Below are 20,445 nucleotides of genomic sequence, written 5' to 3'. Positions count from 1 at the left end.
TCCGGCCCGCCGCACGGGTGGGCGCCGAGCCGGACCTGCCGGCCGACGATGCCGCGCTCGGCGCGCATCAGCCGCCAGCCCCGGCGCAGCAGGACGGGCAGCGACTTGCGGCCCTCGCGCACATCGCGGCGCAGCCGGCGCCAGGCGGTGGTGGTGGGGCGGTTGCGCAGGCAGATCGCGTCGCCGAGCAGGCCCTCCTCGGCGCAGCGGGAGGTGATCTCGGCGGCGAAGATGCCCTCGGCGATGAACGCGGGGGCGCCGGCGAGGTCCAGCTCGCGGGTGTCGATCCGGCCGTTGTCGGGGATCGAGTACACCGGGACCATCGCGCGGCCGCGCTCGTGCAGCTCCCGGATGGCGGCCACGGCCTGGTCGCCGTGCCAGGCCAGCGGGGAGTCCCAGTCCACGGCGCCGTCGGGCAGCCGGGGCAGCGTGGGGTCGTCGCCGTCCTTGTAGAAGTCGTCGAGCTGGAGCACCGGCAGACCGCTGGCCTGGGCCAGCGAGGACTTCCCCGATCCGGAGGGGCCGGACAGCAGGACCACCCGGGCACGGGTCATCGACTCAGGGTTCAGCGGGGAGTCACTCACGGGACACCAGTCTGACGCATCGGGGCGCGATGCCGAAACCGTCAGGACGTGACTTCCTGCTCCACCGGGGCGCCGGCCAGGGCGAGGTGGAGCAGCGGGAGGTGCCGGCTGTCGACCTGGAGGTGGACCGGGTGGCCCCCGTCGGGCGGCAGGTAGGCGGTGGAGCCCCAGTCCTGGTCGTACCAGTCGTCGGGCTCGGGGTCCTGGAAGGTGCCGCCGACGGCGAGCGGGGTGTGGCCGAGGACACGTGAGCCGAAGGTCACGGTGGCGGCCCCGGGTGTGATGCGCAGGGCGCCGTTGGCGTACGTCCGCCGCGGCCAGCCGGGCCGCCGTGAGCGGGCCGAGCAGCGGATCCGCACGGGCCGGCCGGCCTCGAAGCGGCGGCGGGCCCGGGCGACCGCCAGCCTGCGGACGAACCCGTCCGCGAACAGTGCCATCAGCTCGCCCACGATCTCGCCCACGTCGCCCGTCTCCCCCTCGGTCGTTCCTGTGGACGATTCTCGTCGGGCCCGCGCGGCGGCGGGAGCGCCGAAAGGCGGAAGCCGGGGCGACGAAAGTCGACGTCGGGAGCGCGGCACGGGCGCCGAAGGTCGACGGACCCGCGCCAGGGGGGGGAGAGGCGCGGGTCCGTCATCGACCGTCCGGGCCCTGGGGGGGTGAGGGCACTGGGGACGGCCAGTCTGTGGAGTTGTCACCCGGCGGGCCGGGCGGCGGGGGACCGGGAGGTCAGATACCCATCGGGTGCCAGACCGTCTTGGTCTCCAGGAACGAGAGTAGCCGGTCCGTTCCGGGCGCCCGGGTCCAGTCCTGGGCGAACGGGTCGAGCGCGGGCCTGACCACTCGCTTCAGGGTATCCGCGGCGAGCGCCTCCAGCGAGGGCGCCGCGCCGGGACCGTCCGCCGCGATGGCCCCGGTGAGGTCCACGGCGTTGACGTCCTGGTGCGAGGCCAGGGTGGGGGCGATGTCGGCGGTGCGGCCGGACAGGACGTTGACGACCCCGCCGGGGACGTCGGAGGTGGCCAGCACCTCGCCGAGCGACAGCGCCGGCAGCGGCGCGTCGGCGGCGGCCGCGACCACCACGGTGTTGCCGGTGGCGACGGCGGGGGCGATCACCGAGACCAGGCCGAGCAGCGAGTGCCCGTACCCGGCCTGCGGGGCGACGATCCCGACCACGCCGGTGGGCTCCGGGGTGGAGAGGTTGAAGTACGGGCCGGCGACGGGGTTGGCGCCGCCCGCGATCTGGGCGACCTTGTCGGTCCAGCCGGCGTACCAGACCCAGCGGTCGATCGCGGCGTCGACCAGGGCGGCGGCCTTCTTCGGGCCGACGCCCTCGGAGAGCGCGACCTCGGCGGCGAACTGCTCGCGCCGGCCCTGGAGCATCTCGGCGACGCGGTACAGCACCTGGCCGCGGTTGTACGCGGTGGTGCCGGCCCAGCCCTTCACGGCCGCGCGGGCGGCCACGACGGCGTCACGGGCGTCCTTGCGGGTGCCGAGCGGGGCGTTGGCGAGCCACTGGCCCTTGGAGTCGGTCACCTCGTACACCCGCCCGCTCTCGGAGCGCGGGAACTTCCCGCCCACGTACAGCTTGTAGGTCTTGAGGACGTCAAGACGCGCGATGGTGGTCTCAGACATCTCGGGCCTCGACATTCAGGTAGGGCTCCAGACCGTGGCGGCCACCCTCGCGGCCGTAACCCGACTCCTTGTACCCGCCGAACGGCGAGGCGGGGTCGAACTTGTTGAAGGTGTTGGCCCAGACGACACCGGCCTTGAGCCGGCTCGCGGTCCACAGGATGCGCGAGCCCTTCTCCGTCCAGATGCCGGCGGAGAGGCCGTACGGGGTGTTGTTGGCCTTCTCGACCGCCTCGGCGGGGGTGCGGAAGGTCAGCACCGAGAGCACCGGGCCGAAGATCTCCTCCTGGGCGATCCGGTGGGCCTGGCTGACGCCGGTGAAGATGGTCGGCTTGAACCAGAAACCGGTGCCGGGCAGCTCGCAGGCGGGCGACCAGCGGTCGGCGCCCTCGGCCTCGCCGGCGTCGGTCAGCTCGGTGATCCGGGCCAGCTGGGCCGCCGAGTTGATGGCGCCGATGTCGGTGTTCTTGTCCAGCGGGTCGCCGACGCGCAGGGTGGACATCCGGCGCTTGAGGGCGTCCAGCAGCTCGTCCTGCACCGACTCCTGGACCAGCAGGCGCGAGCCCGCGCAGCAGACGTGGCCCTGGTTGAAGAAGATGCCGTTGACGATGCCCTCGACCGCCTGGTCGATCGGCGCGTCGTCGAAGACGATGTTGGCGGCCTTGCCGCCCAGCTCCAGCGACAGCTTCTTGCGGGTGCCGGCCACCTGCCGGGCGATCGCGCGGCCGACCGGGGTGGAGCCGGTGAAGGCGACCTTGTTGACGTCCGGGTGCGCGGTGAGCGCGGCGCCGGTGCGGCCGTCACCGGTGATGATGTTGACGACGCCCTTCGGCAGACCCGCCTGGCGGCAGATGTCGGCGAAGCGCAGCGCGGTCAGCGGGGTGGTCTCGGCCGGCTTGAGGACGACCGTGTTGCCGGTGGCCAGCGCCGGGGCGATCTTCCACGCCAGCATCATCAGCGGGAAGTTCCACGGGATGACCTGGCCGACCACGCCCACCGGGCGCGGGTTGGGGCCGAAGCCCGCGTAGTCCAGCTTGTCGGCCCAGCCCGCGTAGTAGAAGAACCACGCGGCGACGGTCGGGATGTCGAAGTCGCGGGTCTCGCGGATCGGCTTGCCGTTGTCGATCGACTCCAGCACGGCCAGCTCGCGGCTGCGCTCCTGGACGATCCGGGCGATCCGGAACAGGTACTTGGCGCGCTCGCTGCCCGGCAGCGCCGACCAGTCGGCGAAGGCCTTGCGGGCGGCGGCGACGGCGCGGTCGACGTCCTCGTCGGTGCCCTGGGCGAACTCGGCGAGCACCTGCTCGGTGGCCGGGTTGACCGTCTTCAGGGCCTCGCTGCCGGAGGAGTCGACGAACTCGCCGCCGATGAAGTGCCCGTAGGAGGTGGCGATGTCGCCGGCCGCGGCGGGGGACTCGGGGGCCGGCGCGTACTCGAACAGACCGCCGCTCGGCTTCACGTCGACGGGTTCCTCGATCTTCTTGTTCTTGGCCATGATTCTCAGTCCACCGTCACGTAGTCGGGACCGGAGTACCGGCCGGTGGTCAGCTTCTGACGCTGCATCAGCAGGTCGTTGAGCAGGCTGGAGGCGCCGAAGCGGAACCAGTGCGGGGTGAGCCAGTCGTCACCGAGGGTCTCGTTCACCATGACCAGGTACTTCATGGCGTCCTTGGTGGTCTTGATGCCGCCGGCGGGCTTCACACCGACCTGGACTCCAGTCTGCTCCCGGAAGTCGCGGACGGCCTCCAGCATCAGCAGGGTGACCGGCGGGGTCGCGTTGACGGCGACCTTGCCGGTGGAGGTCTTGATGAAGTCCGCGCCGGCCAGCATCGCCAGCCAGGAGACGCGGCGCACGTTGTCGTACGTCTGCAGCTCGCCGGTCTCGAAGATCACCTTGAGGTGGGCGTAGCTGCCGTCGGCGCGCTTGCACGCCTCCTTGACGGCGACGATCTCGTTGTAGACGTCCAGGTACCGGCCGGAGAGGAAGGCGCCCCGGTCGATGACCATGTCGATCTCGTCGGCGCCGGCGGCGACCGCGTCGGCGGTGTCCGCGAGCTTGACCGGGAGGGCCGCGCGGCCGGCCGGGAAGGCGGTGGCGACGGAGGCGACCTGGATGGCGGTGCCCGCGAGGGCCGCCTTCGCGGTCGCGACCATGTCCGGGTAGACACAGATGGCGGCCACGCGGGGGGTGGTCGGGTCGGTGGGGTCGGGGGTCCTGCCCTTGGTGCACAGGGCGCGCACCTTGCCGACCGTGTCCGCGCCCTCCAGCGTGGTCAGGTCGATCATCGAGATGGCCAGGTCGATGGCGTACGCCTTGGCCGTGGTCTTGATCGAGCGGGTGCCGAGGGTGGCGGCACGCGCCTCCAGGCCGACCTGGTCGACGCCGGGCAGGCCGTGCAGGAATCGGCGGAGCGAGGCCTCGGACGCCGCGACGTCCTGGAGACCGCTACCCGCAGCGTTGGGGGCGTTGGCTGCAAGAGTGGACATAGTCACCAGACCAGCATATCTACGCGCGTAGCCATCGGCTACGGATCCCGCCTTTTCGATGCCGGACCGAGATGTGGCCCGGGACCCGCGTCGGCCGCCGCAGCAACCCCGCGCCGGCTGCCACCGCGCCCCCGCCGGCCCGGTCCCCGCAGCCCCCGGCGCCCCGCCGGGCGGCCGTGGCCCTGTAGATCGTGGGGGCCATGCGGCAGAATCGTGGGCATGACCGATTCCGACGGCGCGCCCCACCAGGGTTCCGCCGCCCCTGATGGCGAGCCGGTGTACGCGGACCGCGTGTACCGCTCCATTCCCGGCGTGATCTCCGGCGTGCTGCTGCTGGCCGTGGCCGGGTGGCTGATCGGCGACGCCGTGCTGAACGGCAGCGGGAAGACCCCGTGGGTGTCGCTGGCCGCGGTGCCGGTGTTCGTCTTCCCGGTGATCGCGTACACGCTGCGGCCGGCGGTGCTGGCCAACGACCGGCGGCTGGTGGTGCGCAACCCGCTGCGCACCGTCGTGGCGCCCTGGGCGTCGGTGGACGCGCTGCGGGCCGGCTACTCGGTGGAGCTGCTGGCCGGCGGCAAGAAGTACCAGGTGTGGGCGGTGCCGGTCTCGCTGCGCCAGCGCAAGCGGGCCGGCCGGATCCAGGAGCGCGGCGGGCGCGAGCAGCACGCCTCCCGCCTGGGGACGACCTTCGGGCGGCCGACGCTGCCGGTGGTCGAGGGCTCGCCGGACCCCAACCGGGCCTGGTCCGACCAGGTGGTCGGGGTGCTCCAGGAGCTCGCCGAGCGCAACGCCGGGCGGCCGGAGGCGAGCGGGCCGGTGCAGGTCCGCTGGTGCTGGTGGATCATCGCGCCGACCGTGGCCGGCCTGATCGCGCTGATCGCGGTCATCGCCTCCTGAGCCGCGCGGACGTACGGAAGCGGACGCCCCGGGCCACCGGGACGCACCGAAGGGGGCCCCGCCGGAATCGGCGGGGCCCCCTTCGGTCGGTGGGCGGCTCAGGCCTCGATGCCCGCGGCCGCCGCCAGGTCGCGCTTGACCGCGGCGAGCAGCTCGGCGGCCCGCTGCCGGGCGCCGGCCAGGTCGGCGGCGGTGGCGACCGGGAGGACGACCTCCAGGTAGCACTTCAGCTTGGGCTCCGTCCCGGACGGGCGGACCACGATCCGCGCCGAGCGGACCGCCTCGCCGGCCAGGTAGTAGCGCAGCCCGTCGGTGGGCGGCAGGTCGGCCGAGCCGGCGGTCAGGTCGTCGGCCCGGGTGACCTTCAGCCCGGCGAGCTCGCCCGGCGGCACCTCGCGCAGCCGGCGCATGGCGTCGGAGATCAGGGAGAGGTCCTGCACCCGGACGGAGAGCTGGTCGGTGGCGTGCAGGCCGTGCTCCAGCGCCAGGTCGTCCAGCAGGTCGGTGAGCGTACGGCCGGACTGCTTGAGGGTGGCGGCCAGCTCGGCGACCAGCAGGGCGGCGGTGATGCCGTCCTTGTCGCGTACGCCCTGCGGGTCGACGCAGTAGCCGAGCGCCTCCTCGTAGCCGTAGCGCAGGCCGTCGGCGCGGGAGATCCACTTGAAGCCGGTCAGCGTCTCGGCGTAGCCCAGGCCCGCGGCGGCGGCGATCCGGCCGAGCAGGGTGGAGGAGACGATGGTGGTGGCGAAGGTGCCGGTGGCCTTCTTGGCGACCAGGGCCTCGCCGAGCAGCGCGCCCACGTCGTCGCCGCGCAGCATCCGCCAGCCGCCGTCGTCCGGCACGGCCACCGCGCAGCGGTCGGCGTCCGGGTCGTTGGCGATGATGATGTCCGGGCCGACCGAGGCGGCGGTGCGGAAGGCGAGGTCCATCGCCCCCGGCTCCTCCGGGTTGGGGAAGGCCACGGTCGGGAAGTCCGGGTCCGGCTCGGCCTGCTCGGCGACCACGGTGGGGGCGGGGAAGCCGGCCTTGCGCATCGCGGCGACCAGTACGTCCCGGCCGACGCCGTGCATCGGGGTGTAGACGACGTCCAGGTCGCGCGGGGTGTGCGGGTCGACGATGGTGACGGCGCGCTCCAGGTAGGCCTCGACCACGTCCTCGCCGAGCACCTCCCAGCCGTCCTCGGCCAGCGGGACGTCGGCGAGCGAGGCCACCGCGTCGATCTCGGCGGCGATCCCGGCGTCGGCCGGCGGGACGATCTGCGAGCCGTCGCCCAGGTAGACCTTGTAGCCGTTGTCCTGCGGCGGGTTGTGGCTGGCGGTGACGGTGACGCCGGCGGCGGCGCCGAGGTGGCGGACCGTGAAGGCGAGCACCGGGGTCGGCAGCGCGCGCGGCAGCAGGGCGGCGCGCAGGCCGGCGCCGACCACCACGGCGGCGGTGTCCCGGGCGAAGTCGTACGACTTGTGGCGGGCGTCGTAGCCGATCACCACGAGGTCGCCGAGGCCCTGCTTGCGGACGTACGCGACCAGGCCGGCGGCGGCCCGGATCACCACGGCGCGGTTCATCCGCATCGGGCCGGCGCCGAGCTCGCCGCGCAGGCCGGCGGTGCCGAACTGGAGGCGGTCGGCGAAACGCTCGGCGAGCTGGGACCAGGCGAGGCGGCCGGTGGACTCGGCGTCGGGGCCCTCGGCCTGCGCCAGCAGCGCGGCGAGCTCCTCGCGGGTCTGCGGGTCGGGGTCCTCGGCCAGCCAGGCCCGGGCCCGGGCGAGGAGGTCGGTGGTGGTTGCCTGCGTCATGGCTGCCAGCTCCATCGGGGAGTGCGTCGGTTGTCGGCCGGAGGGTGCGTCCGTCAGGTCGAGGGGTGGGCACGCGGACGGGGCCCGCGGGCGGGTGCGATCAGCGGATCACAGCCGGCCGGGGACCCCGTCGTGCACGCGCCGTCGAGGCTCAGATCCTTTCCAGGACCTTCGCCAGCAGGGCGCCCATGCGCTCGGCGGAGGCCTTGCCGGCCTCCAGCACCTCGGCGTGGTTGAGCGGCTCGCCGGTCATGCCGGCGGCCAGGTTGGTGACCAGGGAGATGCCGAGCACCTCGGAGCCGGCCTCGCGGGCGGCGATGGCCTCCAGGGTGGTGGACATGCCGACCAGCTCGCCGCCGATCACCCGGGCCATGTTGACCTCGGCCGGGGTCTCGTAGTGCGGGCCGCGGAACTGCACGTACACGGCCTCGTCGAGGGTCGGGTCGACCTCGCGGCACAGCTCGCGCAGGCGCTTGGAGTAGAGGTCGGTGAGGTCGACGAAGTTGGCGCCGACGATCGGGGAGTCGGCGGTCAGGTTGATGTGGTCGCTGATCAGGACCGGCTGGCCCGGGGTCCAGCCCTGGCGCAGGCCGCCGCAGCCGTTGGTCAGCACGATGATCCCGCAGCCCGCGGCGGCGGCGGTGCGCACGCCGTGGACCACGGTGGCCACGCCGTGGCCCTCGTAGTAGTGGTTGCGGCCCAGGAAGATCAGGGCGCGCTTCTCGCCGATCTTCACCGAGCGGATCGTGCCGGCGTGGCCGGCGACGGCGGGGGCGGGGAAGCCCGGCAGGTCGGTGACCGGGAACTCCGCCACGGTCTCGCCGAGGGCGTCGGCCGCCGGCACCCAGCCGGAGCCCATCACCAGGGCGACGTCGTGGCGCTCGGCACCGGTCAGCTCGCGCAGGCGCTCGGCGGCGGCCTGGGCGGCGGCGTAGGGGTCGGCGGAGACGACCGACTGAGGAGATGCGTTCACAGCACCGAGGATAGACGGGAAATGGCTACGCGCGTAGAAAATCCGGGTGCGACGTGCCAATCGTTACCCGGATGCCCCAAAGCCACAGGCCGGAGGCCGGTTTCCGACCGTCCGGCCGTACGGAGCTCCAAGCGTGTCGCAGCCGTACGGGCGCGCCTGCGCGGACGTGGTCGCGGGTGCGCGCCGCCGCCGTCGGGGCCGTACGGGCGCGCCGCGCCGGATCAGCACGGACGGCGGCGCAGGTCCAGCACGTAGTCGTCCGGCGCGCCCGCGCTCTCCGCGGCGTCCGCGATCAGGCCCAGGTACCGGGCGGCGGGCAGACCGCCCTCGTAGTCGTTGAGCACGTACGTCCAGACCGGGATCGAGCCGTCCAGGGTCTGCGCGCGCAGCTTGATCTTGCGGTATATGCCGAGCTGGACGCCCTCCCAGCGGTCCAGGCCCTCCTCGTCCATCGGCGCGACGTCGTAGAGCGTGACGAAGGTCCGCTCCTTCTCGTCCTCGACCACGGTCGCCAGCGAGCCCTCCCAGCCCAGCTGTTCACCGCCGAAGGTGAGCCGCCAGCCGTCCAGCCAGCCGGAGCCGCGCAGCGGGGAGTGCGGGGCGCGGCGGGTCATCTGCCGGGCATCGAGGTTGGTGGCATACGCGGCGTAGAAGGGCATGGGGGTCAGCCTAATCCGTCCCCGGATCGGCGGGGGGCGCGCGGGCCGTCCGCCGCCCGCGCGGTGAGCGCCGACCCCGGCGTGGCGGTGGGCCGGGCGTGCGGGACAATGGTGGACGTGACTCGGATCGTGATCATCGGTGGCGGACCCGGCGGCTACGAGGCGGCGCTGGTCGCCTCCCAGCTCGGCGCGGAGGTGACCGTCGTCGACCGCGACGGTCTGGGCGGATCGGCGGTGCTCACGGACTGCGTGCCGTCGAAGACGCTCATCGCCACCGCGGAGGTGATGACCACCTTCGACAGCTCGTACGAGGAGCTGGGCATCATCGTCGCCGACGACACCCCGCACATCGACAGCCCGGCCCGGGTGGTCGGCGTCGACCTCGGCAAGGTCAACCGACGCGTCAAGCGGCTGGCGATCGCGCAGTCCCACGACATCACCCAGTCGGTGACCCGGGCCGGCGTCACCGTGCTGCGCGGCAAGGGCCGCCTCGGCGCCGGCGGGCAGGCCGTGGACGGCTCCCGCGAGGTGCTGGTCGAGGCCCCCGACGGCACCGTCCAGGCGCTGCGCGCCGACGCCGTGCTGATCGCCACCGGCGCCCACCCGCGCGAGCTGCCCGACGCCCAGCCGGACGGCGAGCGGATCCTCACCTGGACCCAGGTGTACGACCTGGACGAGCTGCCCACCGAGCTGATCGTGGTCGGCTCCGGCGTCACCGGCGCCGAGTTCGCCGGCGCGTACCAGGCGATCGGCTCCAAGGTCACCCTGGTCTCCAGCCGTGACCGGGTGCTGCCCGGCGAGGACCCGGACGCCGCCGAGGTGCTGGAGGAGGTCTTCCGTCGCCGCGGCATGAACGTGATGGGCCGCTCCCGCGCCGAGAGCGCCAAGAGGATCGGCGACCGGGTCGAGGTCACCCTCTCCGACGGCACGGTGATCGAGGGCAGCCACTGCCTGATGGCGGTCGGCTCGATCCCCAACACCGCCGACATGGGCCTGGAGGAGGCCGGGGTCAAGCTCAACGACTGGGGCCAGATCCAGGTCGACCGGGTCTCCCGCACCACCGCCCCCGGCGTGTACGCGGCCGGCGACTGCACGGGTGTCTTCATGCTCGCCTCGGTCGCGGCCATGCAGGGCCGGATCGCGATGTACCACGCGCTGGGCGACGCGGTGCAGCCGCTGAACCTGAAGACCGTCGCCTCCAACGTCTTCACCGACCCGGAGATCGCCACCGTCGGCTACACCGCGGCCGACGTGAAGTGCGGCAAGATGGACGCCGTCGAGGTCAAGCTCCCGCTGCGCGGCAACCCGCGCGCCAAGATGCAGGGCATCCGGGACGGCTTCGTGAAGCTGTTCTGCCGCCCGGGCACCGGCATCGTGGTCGGCGGCGTGGTGGTGGCGCCGCGCGCCAGCGAGCTGATCCACCCGATCTCGCTCGCGGTGGACGCGAATCTGACGGTCGAACAGGTGGCCAGCGCCTTCACCGTCTACCCCTCGGTCTCCGGTTCGACCGCCGAGGCCGCCCGGCAGCTGCACATCCGCAAGCGGGCCGAGGGCGAATCCTGAGCCTCGGGCGCACAGTTGAGGGCGGCTGCCGTACGGTGGCCGCCCTTCGCGCGGCAGGGGGCATCACCCGGACGGCGGGCGCAGTTCCGGTTTGCTGACGGCGCGTATTGTACGGTCATGCGCCGCCCCGGGGTGAGCAATTCCGGCTACCAGCTGCAAACGCCTGAAAGCAGACGGTCACGCGGGTTACCGTCGGTTCTGTGTTTGCTGCAGAACGTCGCCAGTTGATCCTCGAAATGGTGCGCGCCAACGGAGCCGTGTCGCTCCGCGAACTGGCCCGCGTCGTCCAGACCTCCGAAGTGACCGTGCGCCGCGACGTACGGGCCCTGGAGGCAGAAGGGCTCCTCGACCGCCGGCACGGCGGCGCGGTGCTCCCCGGCGGCTTCAGCCGCGAACCCGGCTACCCGCAGAAGACCCACCTCGCCGCGGCCGAGAAGAGCGCCATCGCCGACCTCGCCGCCGGCCTGGTGGAGGAGGGCGACGCCGTCGTGGTGGGCGCCGGCACCACCACCCAGGAGCTGGCCCGCCGGCTCGCCCGGGTGCCCGGCCTGACCGTGGTCACCAACTCGCTGCTGGTCGCCCAGGCGCTGGCGCACGCCAACCGGGTGGAGGTGGTGATGACCGGCGGCACCCTGCGCGGCTCCAACTACGCCCTGGTCGGCAGCGGCGCCGAGCAGTCGCTGCACGGGCTGCGGGTGTGCAAGGCGTTCATCTCCGGCAGCGGGCTGACGGCCGAGCGCGGCCTGTCGACCACGAACATGCTCTCCGCGAGCGTGGACCGGGCTCTGGTGCAGTCGGCCGCCGAGGTCATCGTCCTCGCCGACCACACCAAGCTCGGCGCGGACACCATGTTCCAGACCGTGCCGACCGAGGCGATCACCCGGCTGGTCACCGACGAGCACGCCACCGCCGAGGACCCGACCGCCCGTGAGCTGGACGCGCTCGCCGACTGCGGGGTGCAGATCGACCTGGCGCCGCTCGGCCCGGCCGGTGACACCCCCGTGCACGGCACCGGCAGCGGGCCCGTCCACCAGACCCAGCCCGGCCCCCGCCGCGTCGCCGCGTTGCCGCCCGGGGCCCCGCTGCCCGGCCAGCGCCGTCCGGGTGCCCACGCCGGCCCCGGCGGCCCGATGCCGGGCCGGCTGGCGGAGCTGGGCCTGCCGCGCGGCCGCTAGGGCCCGAGGGGCGGCCGGCGGCCGCACGGACGGCGGGCGTGAAACGCAACCGGTCCGCACACCCCGGGGGGTGTACGGACCGGCTGTCGGGACGTGAACGTCAGTCCTTGATCTCGCAGAGCGCGGCGCCGCTGCTGACGCTGGCGCCGACCTCGGCCTTGAGGCCGACGACCGTGCCCGCCTTGTGCGCGTTCAGCGGCTGCTCCATCTTCATCGCCTCCAGGACGACGATCAGCTCGCCCTCGGCGACGACCTGGCCCTCCTCGACGGCGACCTTGACGATGGTGCCCTGCATCGGCGAGGCCAGGGTGTCACCGCTGACCGCCGAACCGGCCTTCTTGGCACCCACCCGGCGCTTGGCCTTGGCGGCGCCGGCCGCACCGGCCGCCGGGGCGGCCGACACGCCGAGCGAGGACGGCAGCGAGACCTCGATCCGCTTGCCGCCGACCTCGACCACCACGGTCTCGCGGCCCTCGGCCTCCTCGGCCTCGCCGGCCGCACCGGAGAACGCCGGGATGGTGTTGTTGAACTCGGTCTCGATCCAGCGGGTGAAGACCTTGAACGGCTCGTCGCTGCCGTGCACCTCCGGCGCGAACGCCGGGTCGGCCACGACCGCCTGGTGGAACGGGATGGCGGTGGCCATGCCCTCCACCTTGAACTCGGCCAGCGCGCGGCGGGCCCGCTGCAGGGCCTGCTTGCGGGTGGTGCCGGTGACGATCAGCTTGGCCAGCAGGGAGTCCCAGGCCGGGCCGATCACCGAACCGGTCTCGACGCCCGAGTCCAGGCGCACGCCCGGGCCGGACGGCGGGGCGAACAGCGTGACGGTGCCGGGCGCCGGCAGGAAGTTGCGGCCCGGGTCCTCGCCGTTGATGCGGAACTCGAAGGAGTGACCGCGCACCTCCGGGTCGCCGTAGCCCAGTTCCTCGCCGTCGGCGATCCGGAACATCTCGCGGACCAGGTCGATGCCGGTGACCTCCTCGGTCACCGGGTGCTCGACCTGCAGACGGGTGTTGACCTCCAGGAAGGAGATCGTGCCGTCCAGCGCCACCAGGAACTCGCAGGTGCCGGCGCCCTCGTAGCCCGCCTCCTTGAGGATGGCCTTGGAGGCGCGGTACAGCTCCGCGTTCTGCTCGGCGGTCAGGAACGGCGCGGGCGCCTCCTCGACCAGCTTCTGGTGGCGGCGCTGCAGCGAGCAGTCACGGGTGGAGACGACCACCACGTTGCCGTGCTTGTCGGCGAGGCACTGGGTCTCCACGTGGCGCGGGTTGTCCAGGTAGCGCTCGACGAAGCACTCGCCGCGGCCGAAGGCGGCGACCGCCTCGCGCACCGCGGACTCGTACAGCTCCGGGATCTCCTCCAGGGTGCGGGCGACCTTCAGGCCGCGGCCGCCACCGCCGAAGGCCGCCTTGATGGCGACCGGCAGGCCGTGCTCCTGCGCGAAGACGACGACCTCGTCGGCACCCGAGACCGGGTCCGGGGTACCGGCCACCAGCGGGGCACCGGCGCGCTGCGCCACGTGCCGGGCGGTGACCTTGTCGCCGAGGTCGCGGATGGCCTGCGGCGGCGGGCCGATCCAGGTCAGACCCGCGTCGATGACGGCCTGGGCGAAGTCGGCGTTCTCCGACAGGAAGCCGTAGCCGGGGTGGACGGCGTCCGCGCCCGAGTCGGCGGCGGCCTGCAGCACCTTGGCGATGTCCAGGTAGCTGGTGCCGGGGGTGTCGCCGCCCAGCGCGTAAGCCTCGTCGGCCACGCGGACGTGCAGCGCGTCCCGGTCCGGCTCGGCGTAGACGGCGACGCTGGCGATTCCGGCGTCCGAGCAGGCCCTGGCGACGCGGACGGCGATTTCTCCGCGGTTGGCGATGAGCACCTTGCGCACTGTGGCTCCCTTCTTGAACCTCGACGAGTTTATGGATTTCTGGGCGGTACCGGCGAGTAGCCCCACGTTGTGAACTATCCCACACGGAGGGTGATGCGCGGAGCGGTCCCGCGCGCCCCCCTCCGGACGTCCTCGCAGGTGGTGCCCGGTACCACCCGGGAGCGGGGGATGGTAGCGGAGGGTAGCGCGGCGGCGTGGCGGGGCGGTGGCCTTGGCCACACGTTCGGCGCCGCGGTCCGGTCCCGGGTGTCGCGGGACGGTGTCGAGGTCCCGTCCAGGGTGTCGTGGGGGCGGTCCGGGCGCGGTTCAGTCCGCGGGCGTCGACGGCCGCTCGAAGGCGTCGGCGGTGACGTCGGCGGCCACCTCGACCACGTCGGGGCCGTAGGCCTTGGGGTTGACCACCTTCAGCACCAGGGCGAAGCTGCCGCGCCGGCGGGCGAGGCGGTCGTGGTGCGCGGTGAGGTAGCGGACGGCCGCGTGGTTGGAGACCGCCGTCTGCCCGGCTATCAGGAAGGCCGGGCGCCCGCCCTCCTGCGGGTGGAGCCGGGCGAGCAGCGCGTACGCCTGCCCGCCGGAGGCCGCGGCGGCGTGCTCGTACGTGAACTCCTTGCCGCCGACCGAGGTGACCAGCACGGGGACCGGCCCGGACACGTCCGCGGTCATGGTGACGCCCGGCAGCCAGGAGGCCAGGTGGGCGGCGGTGCGTTCGTTGCTGGTCGGCCCGCCGAGGCAGAACTCGGCCTTGTGGCCGAGGCCCTGACGCACCTCGTCGTGCGCGACCAGCTCGGCCTGCGCGCCGCACTCCTTCACCAGGGCGGCCAGCTCCATCAGCGCGAAGACGTCGTCGCGGGAGACGCTCTTCGAACTGGACGCGCCGGCGTGCCGGTTCACCACCAGCAGGCACTCGGTGCCGGCCGGCAGGCCGAAGAACGCGCGGACCCGCTCCAGCCGGCGCCGGCGCCGCAGGTTCTGCGCGAGCCAGCCGAGAGCGGCGCTGATGGCACTGGCCACCAGACCGAGCAGTACGTTGAGCAGACCGTCCGTCATGAGCCCTCCCCGCGGAAATCCGGTCAGCGTAGCGGGGCGGGGTCACCGGGGGGAGGCCCGGGCGCCGCCGGAACCCCTGACGGGCCGTCGGCTCGGGGGAGGGGGAGGGCGGTCAGACCCAGAGGTCGGTGATGCGGACGTCCAGCTCGGCGAGCAGGGAGCGCAGCAGCGGCAGGGACAGGCCGATGACGTTGCCGTGGTCGCCCTCGATGCCGTCCACGAACGGTGCCGAGCGCCCGTCCAGGGTGAAGGCGCCCGCCACGTGGAGCGGCTCGCCGGTGGCGATGTAGGCGGCGATCTCGGCGTCGTCCGGGGTGCCGAAGCGCACGGTGGTGGAGGCGGTCGCCGAGGACTGCTCACCGGTCACGGTGTCGATCACGCAGTGGCCGGTGCGCAGCACGCCCGCGCGTCCGCGCATCGCCTGCCAGCGGGCCAGCGCCTCCTCGGCGTCGGCCGGCTTGCCGAGCGCCTGCCCGTCCAGCTCCAGCACGGAGTCGCAGCCGATCACCAGCTCGCCGCCGGTCAGCTCGGCGGCGACCGCCTTGGCCTTGGCCTCGGCGAGGACGAGCGCGAGCTCGGCGGGGGTGGCGGCGGTGATCGCGTCCTCGTCGACGCCGCTGACCACCACGCGCGGGTCGAGGCCCGCCTGACGCAGCAGCCCGAGGCGGGCGGGGGAGGCGGAAGCGAGGACGAGGGTGCGGCGCGCGGTCATGCCCACCAGGGTAGGGGGTCGCGGTGCCCGCCGTTCAGGTGAAGAAGCGGCTCACCATGAGCAGGACGGAGCCCACCAGCATGATGGCGGCGAGCACCCGGCCCGCCCGCTGCATCCGCTGCTGCATCTGCTGGGCCTCGGGCGAGGGTTCGTCGCGGGGGTCTGACCAGAGCACGTCTCCAGGGTGCGCCGCGACCGGGCCCGGCCGCCTGAGTACCCGTACTCAGGTTCCGGGTGGTTCGGGGGTCCCGGGGCGGTCCGGGCGGGGCCCGGGGACGTGCGGAGGGGAGGCCGGTCGGACCGGCCTCCCCTCCCGGGTGCTATCCGGCCCAGCCGGAGGTGCGCCAGACGTCGACGCCGGGGCGGGGCGTCTGCCGCAGCCGGCGGGCGCGGTCGTTCCACGGGGTGGCCGGGCCGGCGCCGGCGCGTCGGGACGCCTCGGCGGCGGCCTGCGCGGCGGCGGCCCGGGACTGGACCACCGCCAGGACGGTGGCCAGCTCCTCGGGGGTCGGCTGCCCGTGCAGCACATGGATCGGGGCCATGGCTCAATCCTCTCGCGAGAGGCGCTTACAGCGGCGCTTACAGGGGGATGTTTCCGTGCTTCTTGGGCGGCAGCACCTCGCGCTTGCCGCGCAGCGCCCGCAGGCCCCGCACGATGTGCCGGCGGGTCTCGCTGGGCGCGATGACCGCGTCCACGTAGCCGCGCTCGGCGGCCAGATACGGGTTGAGCAGGGTGTCCTCGTACGAGGCGATCAGCTCGGCCCGCTTCGCGTCGACGTCCCCGGCGGCCTGCGCCTCGGCGATCTCGCGCCGGTGCAGGATGTTGACCGCGCCCTGCGCGCCCATCACGGCGATCTGCGCGGTCGGCCAGGCCAGGTTGAGGTCGGCGCCCAGGTGCTTGGAGCCCATGACGTCGTACGCGCCGCCGAAGGCCTTGCGGGTGATCACGGTGATCAGCGGGACGGTCGCCTCGGCGTAGGCGTAGATCAGCTTGGCGCCGCGGCGGATGATGCCGTCCCACTCCTGCTCGGTGCCGGGCAGGAAGCCGGGCACGTCGACGAAGGTCAGCACCGGGATGTTGAAGGAGTCGCAGGTGCGGATGAAGCGGGCGGCCTTCTCGCTGGCGGCGATGTCCAGGCAGCCGGCCAGGTCCATCGGCTGGTTGCCGACGATGCCCACCGCGTGGCCCTCGACCCGGCCGAAGCCGGTGATGATGTTGCCCGCGTACAGCGGCTGGGTCTCCAGGAACTCGCCGTCGTCGAGGACGTGCTCGATCACCTTGTGCATGTCGTACGGCTGGTTCGCCGAGTCCGGCACGATGGTGTCGAGTTCGAGGTCCTCGTCGGTGACCGTGAGGTCCGCCTCCTCGGGGAAGGCCGGCGGGTCCGAGAGGTTGTTGGAGGGCAGGTACGACAGCAGGCTCTTGACGTACTCCACGGCCTCCTTCTCGTCCGAGGCCAGGTAGTGCGCGTTGCCGGACTTGGTGTTGTGGGTCCGGGCGCCGCCCAGCTCCTCCATGCCGACGTCCTCGCCGGTGACCGTCTTGATGACGTCCGGGCCGGTGATGAACATGTGCGAGGTCTGGTCGGCCATCACCACGAAGTCGGTGATCGCCGGGGAGTAGACCGCGCCGCCCGCGCAGGGGCCCATGATCAGCGAGATCTGCGGGATCACCCCGGAGGCGTGCACGTTGCGGCGGAAGATCTCGCCGTACAGGCCGAGGGAGACCACGCCCTCCTGGATCCGGGCGCCGCCGGAGTCGTTGATGCCGATGACCGGGCAGCCGGTCTTCAGCGCGAAGTCCATGACCTTGACGATCTTCTCGCCGAACACCTCGCCGAGGGAGCCGCCGAACACGGTGAAGTCCTGGGCGAACACGGCCACCTGACGGCCGTCGATGGTGCCGTAGCCGGTCACCACGCCGTCACCGTACGGGCGGTTCTTCTCCTGGCCGAAATTGGTCGACCGGTGCCGGGCGAACTCGTCGAACTCCACGAAGGAGTCCTCGTCGAGCAGCTCGGCCACGCGCTCACGCGCCGTCAGCTTGCCCTTGGCGTGCTGCTTCTCGACGGCTTTGGCGGAGCCGGAGTGCACCGCCTCGTCGATCCTGCGCCGCAGGTCGGCGAGCTTGCCGGCGGTGGTGTGGGGGTCGTACGGCGCCTCGGTCATCCGGTGGCTCTCCCTGATCATGTGCCGCGTCCTGTTCGGGTGGCGCGCGGGTCGGGAACGGGACCGGCGCACGAGGGCAGGGCGGCGCTACGAACTACCGTTGGGTAGCGTAACCAGCGCGGAGGGTTTCCCGTTATGGCCAGCGACACAGTGTGTTAACGCGCGTTCTGCGGGACGATTGGGCGGCCTACGGCCTGGAAGGCCCGTCCGGGGGCTCCACCCGGGCCCGCGGGCCGGCCCGCGGGACAGGCCCTAGGGTCGTTCTCATGACCGAATCCGAGTCCGTCACCCCCCGCCGGTCCGGCCTGCGTGGCTTCGGCCAGGCCGGGCCCTCGCCCTGGACCGACCTCGACCGCCCGCCGCTGGACGCCGGGCCGCTGCGCCGGGACCTGGTGGTGCCGGGAGGGCTCTGGACCTCCGTGGACGTGGTCCGGGAGACCGGCTCCACCAACAGCGACCTGGCCGCCCGCGCCCGGGAGGGCGCCGCGCAGGGCGCCGTCCTGGTGGCCGAGGCGCAGAGCGCCGGCCGCGGGCGGCTGGAGCGGCAGTGGACGGCCCCGGCCCGTTCCGGACTGTTCCTGTCGATGCTGCTGCGGCCCGAGGAGGTGCCCGTCGAGCGGTACGGCTGGCTGCCGATCCTGGTCGGGGTGGCGGCCGCGTCCACGCTCGGCCGGGTGGGCGAGATCGAGGTCGGCCTGAAGTGGCCCAACGACCTCCAGGTCGGGATCGACGGCGTGGAGCGCAAGATCGGCGGCATCCTCACCGAGCTCAGCGGTGGCGCGGTGGTCGTCGGCCTGGGGATCAACGTCTCGCTGCGGGAGTCCGAGCTGCCCGTCCCCGCCGCCGCCTCGCTCGCGCTGGCCGGCGCCGCCGTCACCGACCGGGCCATCCTGCTGCGGGCCCTGCTGCGCGAGTTCGCCGGCCTGTACGCCGAGTGGACCGCCGCCGCCGGCGACCCGCACGCCAGCGGCCTGCTGCCCGCGTACGCCGACCGCTGCACCACCCTCGGGCGGGCGGTGAAGGTGCTCCTGCCCGGCGACCGCGAGCTGACCGGTGAGGCGGTCGCGATCGACGGGGACGGCCGCCTGGTGGTCCGTACGGCCGACGGCGCCCGGCAGGCCGTGGGGGCCGGCGACGTGGTGCACGTGCGGCCCGAACCGCGCTGAGCGGCGGGCGGGCGGGCGGCCCGGTCACCGGTCCGCCCGTCCGCGCGGACGGCGGGGACCGGGGTCCTCGTCCGGCCCCGACCCGGCCGGATGCCCCGGATTGCGCGATTCCGTGCGAACATTCCACCTGGCGACGGTGTGAGGCGCGCCACTGCCCGCCGGGTGCGGGCGCGGACAGGCAGGACACGAGGCGAGTGCGGCGACCGCACGGGGACGGACCGGTGGCAGAGGACGGCAGCAGCGGCGGCAAGGCGGGTTCCGACGACCAGACGGTCGCGCTGGACCTGGAGCGGCTGATCCTGGACGCGCCCCGCCGCTACACCCCGTACCAGGCCGCGCGCGCCGCCGATGTGCCGATGGAGCTGGCCACCCGCTTCTGGCGCGCGATGGGATTCCCGGACATCGGGCAGTCCCGGGCGCTGACCGACGGGGACGTCATCGCGCTGCGCCGCCTCGCCGGCCTGGTGGAGTCCGGACTGCTCAGCGAGTCGATGGCGATCCAGGTGGCCCGCTCCACCGGGCAGACCACCGCCCGGCTGGCCGGCTGGCAGATGGACACCTTCCTGGAGAACCTCACCCAGTCCGTCGAGCCCGGCCTCACCCGCGCCGAGGTCGCGTACCCGCTGGTCGAGCTGCTGCTGCCGGAGCTGGAGCAGTTCCTGGTGTACGTCTGGCGACGGCAGCTGGCCGCCGTCACCGGCCGGGTGGTGCAGGCCGCCGAGGACACCGAGATCACCAGCGGCCGGCTCGCGGTGGGCTTCGCCGACCTGGTCGGCTTCACCCGGCTGTCGCGCCGGCTGGAGGAGGAGGAGCTCGGCGAGCTCGTCGAGAGCTTCGAGAACACCTGCTCCGACCTGATCGCCGGCCGCGGCGGCCGGGTCATCAAGACCCTGGGCGACGAGATTCTCTACGTCTCCGAGGACCCGATCACCGCCGCCGAGATCGCCCTGCGGCTGGTCGAGGTGCTGGCCGAGGACGACACCATGCCCGCGCTGCGGGTCGGTATGGCCTTCGGCACGGTGACCTCCCGGATGGGCGACGTCTTCGGCACCACGGTCAACCTGGCCAGCCGGCTCACCTCGATCGCGCCCAAGGACGCGGTGCTGATCGACGGCGAGTTCGCGGCCGCGCTGGAGCAGAACGGCAGCGTCGCCCCGCCCGACCTGGACGGGCCGGGCCTGTCCGAGGCGCTCGGCTCGCTGGCCGGTGCCCAGCCCGGGCTGCCGGTGCCGGGCCCCGAGGCCGGGCACCGCTTCAACCTGCAGCCGATGTGGCGGCGCCCGGTGCGCGGCCTCGGGCTGGTCGAGCCGTGGCTGCTGTCGCGGCGGCCCAACGCCTGAACCACGGACCGCCCGCGCGCGTCCGAAGGCCGGGGCGACCCCGGAGGCGCCCGGCCCGACCCCGGGGCGCGGCACGGTGGCCGAGAGCTACGCGCAACGGCTGAAACCCGTCGGGGCGGGCTGATCAATATCGGCAATCAGGGCATAACCGAACGAAACCGCCATAGTCTTGGTGCAAGCGGCCGGAGGGCTGTGGTTCCGCGACGTGCTGCGCGCCGGGCGTGCGACGTGCGCCGCCCGCGCCACGGGGATCCCGGCAGGACCGAGCACAGGGAGCGAGGCGAGCCGGGTGAGCACAGAGGCGACCATGACGGCCCGCGGCCGCGACCACGACGCCGAGGACGACCGTCCCGGCGACGAGCGTCCCGGTGACGG

19 protein-coding genes are annotated in these 20,445 nt (G+C 73.5%); 5 read left to right on the top strand and 14 right to left on the bottom strand.

The window, feature by feature from the left end; genetic code table 11:
• From ACWEQL_RS18370 to deoC, 5 genes are all read right to left on the bottom strand, one after another.
• Window positions 1–584: ATP-binding protein (locus tag ACWEQL_RS18370; protein ID WP_452151304.1), on the bottom strand; the 584-nt coding region annotated here is incomplete at its 3' end.
• A gap of 41 nt (window positions 585–625) precedes the next feature.
• Window positions 626–1,045, bottom strand: coding sequence for a hypothetical protein (locus ACWEQL_RS18365; protein ID WP_452151303.1), 420 nt, complete (start codon window positions 1,043–1,045; stop codon window positions 626–628).
• A 265-nt stretch (window positions 1,046–1,310) separates the two neighbouring features.
• On the bottom strand, window positions 1,311–2,216 hold the full coding sequence (locus tag ACWEQL_RS18360) for an aldehyde dehydrogenase family protein (RefSeq protein WP_452151302.1): 906 nt from the start codon (window positions 2,214–2,216) through the stop codon (window positions 1,311–1,313).
• Complete coding sequence (locus ACWEQL_RS18355) at window positions 2,209–3,708, bottom strand: aldehyde dehydrogenase family protein (protein ID WP_452151301.1); 1,500 nt, start codon at window positions 3,706–3,708, stop codon at window positions 2,209–2,211. The genes ACWEQL_RS18360 and ACWEQL_RS18355 overlap by 8 nt, the downstream gene beginning before the upstream one ends.
• 5 nt (window positions 3,709–3,713) lie before the next feature.
• The gene (gene deoC / locus ACWEQL_RS18350) at window positions 3,714–4,700 is read right to left on the bottom strand and encodes a deoxyribose-phosphate aldolase (protein WP_452151300.1); all 987 of its coding nucleotides are present in this window, start codon (window positions 4,698–4,700) and stop codon (window positions 3,714–3,716) included.
• Window positions 4,701–4,919: 219 nt separating this feature from the next.
• On the opposite strand from deoC, the gene ACWEQL_RS18345 reads away from it, so the two are divergent.
• Window positions 4,920–5,597 carry a PH domain-containing protein gene (locus ACWEQL_RS18345; protein WP_452151299.1) on the top strand — a complete coding sequence of 226 codons (678 nt, stop codon included), beginning with the start codon at window positions 4,920–4,922 and terminating at the stop codon, window positions 5,595–5,597.
• Window positions 5,598–5,695: 98 nt separating this feature from the next.
• Here ACWEQL_RS18345 and ACWEQL_RS18340 read toward each other — a convergent pair whose 3' ends face one another.
• The 3 genes from ACWEQL_RS18340 to ACWEQL_RS18330 all read right to left on the bottom strand — a co-directional run bounded on the left by ACWEQL_RS18340 (window position 5,696) and on the right by ACWEQL_RS18330 (window position 9,022).
• A complete protein-coding gene (locus tag ACWEQL_RS18340) occupies window positions 5,696–7,390 on the bottom strand; it encodes a phospho-sugar mutase (protein WP_452151298.1) in 1,695 nt (564 codons plus the stop codon).
• A gap of 151 nt (window positions 7,391–7,541) precedes the next feature.
• Window positions 7,542–8,363, bottom strand: a complete 822-nt coding sequence (locus ACWEQL_RS18335) for a purine-nucleoside phosphorylase (RefSeq protein ID WP_452151297.1) — start codon at window positions 8,361–8,363, stop codon at window positions 7,542–7,544.
• Between the two features lie 221 nt (window positions 8,364–8,584).
• A complete protein-coding gene (locus ACWEQL_RS18330; RefSeq protein WP_452151296.1) occupies window positions 8,585–9,022 on the bottom strand; it encodes a gamma-glutamylcyclotransferase in 438 nt (145 codons plus the stop codon).
• A gap of 108 nt (window positions 9,023–9,130) precedes the next feature.
• Here ACWEQL_RS18330 and ACWEQL_RS18325 point away from each other — a divergent pair, with 108 nt between their 5' ends.
• Together ACWEQL_RS18325 and ACWEQL_RS18320 are read left to right on the top strand one after the other, a co-directional pair.
• Entirely contained in the window at window positions 9,131–10,585 is a 1,455-nt protein-coding gene (locus ACWEQL_RS18325; RefSeq protein WP_452151295.1) for an NAD(P)H-quinone dehydrogenase, read from the top strand.
• 236 nt (window positions 10,586–10,821) lie between these two features.
• Window positions 10,822–11,760, top strand: coding sequence for a DeoR/GlpR family DNA-binding transcription regulator (locus ACWEQL_RS18320; RefSeq protein WP_452151308.1), 939 nt, complete (start codon window positions 10,822–10,824; stop codon window positions 11,758–11,760).
• Between the two features lie 100 nt (window positions 11,761–11,860).
• Here ACWEQL_RS18320 and ACWEQL_RS18315 read toward each other — a convergent pair whose 3' ends face one another.
• The 6 genes from ACWEQL_RS18315 to ACWEQL_RS18290 form a co-directional block, all read right to left on the bottom strand.
• Entirely contained in the window at window positions 11,861–13,636 is a 1,776-nt protein-coding gene (locus ACWEQL_RS18315; RefSeq protein ID WP_452151294.1) for an acetyl/propionyl/methylcrotonyl-CoA carboxylase subunit alpha, read from the bottom strand.
• 306 nt (window positions 13,637–13,942) lie between these two features.
• The gene (locus tag ACWEQL_RS18310) at window positions 13,943–14,683 is read right to left on the bottom strand and encodes a hypothetical protein (RefSeq protein ID WP_452151293.1); all 741 of its coding nucleotides are present in this window, start codon (window positions 14,681–14,683) and stop codon (window positions 13,943–13,945) included.
• 112 nt (window positions 14,684–14,795) lie between these two features.
• Window positions 14,796–15,395, bottom strand: coding sequence for a nucleoside triphosphate pyrophosphatase (locus ACWEQL_RS18305; protein WP_452151292.1), 600 nt, complete (start codon window positions 15,393–15,395; stop codon window positions 14,796–14,798).
• A 34-nt stretch (window positions 15,396–15,429) separates the two neighbouring features.
• Window positions 15,430–15,570: a morphogenic membrane protein MmpB gene (mmpB, locus tag ACWEQL_RS18300; RefSeq protein ID WP_452151291.1), complete on the bottom strand. Its 141-nt coding sequence runs from the start codon at window positions 15,568–15,570 to the stop codon at window positions 15,430–15,432.
• Window positions 15,571–15,715: 145 nt separating this feature from the next.
• Window positions 15,716–15,937, bottom strand: coding sequence for an acyl-CoA carboxylase subunit epsilon (locus ACWEQL_RS18295; RefSeq protein WP_452151290.1), 222 nt, complete (start codon window positions 15,935–15,937; stop codon window positions 15,716–15,718).
• Between the two features lie 37 nt (window positions 15,938–15,974).
• Entirely contained in the window at window positions 15,975–17,585 is a 1,611-nt protein-coding gene (locus ACWEQL_RS18290; RefSeq protein WP_452151289.1) for an acyl-CoA carboxylase subunit beta, read from the bottom strand.
• Between the two features lie 245 nt (window positions 17,586–17,830).
• On the opposite strand from ACWEQL_RS18290, the gene ACWEQL_RS18285 reads away from it, so the two are divergent.
• Complete coding sequence (locus tag ACWEQL_RS18285; protein ID WP_452151288.1) at window positions 17,831–18,730, top strand: biotin--[acetyl-CoA-carboxylase] ligase; 900 nt, start codon at window positions 17,831–17,833, stop codon at window positions 18,728–18,730.
• 221 nt (window positions 18,731–18,951) lie between these two features.
• Complete coding sequence (locus ACWEQL_RS18280; RefSeq protein ID WP_452151287.1) at window positions 18,952–20,070, top strand: adenylate/guanylate cyclase domain-containing protein; 1,119 nt, start codon at window positions 18,952–18,954, stop codon at window positions 20,068–20,070.
• The last annotated feature ends 375 nt before the right edge of the window (window positions 20,071–20,445 follow it).

The sequence above is a fragment of the Kitasatospora sp. NPDC004240 genome (genome assembly GCF_053603215.1).
This window is presented reverse-complemented; position numbering and strand designations above follow the sequence as displayed.